Annotated in this window: 2 protein-coding genes; both read left to right on the top strand. The window is 44.9% G+C overall.

Going from position 1 to position 543, the window contains the following annotated elements; genetic code table 11:
- Window positions 1-243: threonine/serine exporter family protein (locus ACS8FD_RS23860; protein ID WP_439277673.1), on the top strand; the 243-nt coding region annotated here is incomplete at its 5' end.
- 1 nt (window position 244) lies between these two features.
- A partial coding sequence (locus ACS8FD_RS23865; RefSeq protein WP_439277674.1) for a threonine/serine exporter family protein occupies window positions 245-543 on the top strand: 299 nt, incomplete at its 3' end.

Below are 543 nucleotides of genomic sequence, written 5' to 3' on the forward strand. Positions count from 1 at the left end.
TCTTTAATTGGCGCGACAACCTATTATTTTGATATTGGTAATAATGCCGATATTGCGGTTGCCTCTAGCGTTTTGCTACTGGTGCCAAGCTTTCCTTTGATTAATTCTTTCTCAGACATTCTAAAGGGCTATGTCAATATCGGCGTTGGACGTGCCGTGTTTACGTATATGTTGACTTTGTCAGCGTGCGTTGGCATCGTGATGGCACTGGTTTTATTGCAAATACAGCACTGGGGGTTTTGACATGTGGTTCATTGAAACCGTGGTGCTGTCATGTATTATTACCCTTGGTTGGACGCTGATGTTTAGCGTACCCAAACGCTACATTTTGCCGTGTTTGCTGATGACTGCGTTTGGCTTTGGGCTAAAAACAGCGCTTGTCTATCAGCACGTACATCTGGTGGTTGCCAGCTTTTTTGGCGCGATGCTTGCCAGCTTTTTGGGTGTTTATTTTTCTAAAAAATATACCCTACCACCCAAGGCTCTTATTTCGCCAAGCGTCATCTGTATGATGCCAGGCATCGCCGCTTATAAGGCGATGGT

The organism is Psychrobacter sp. 1U2, from assembly GCF_051847575.1.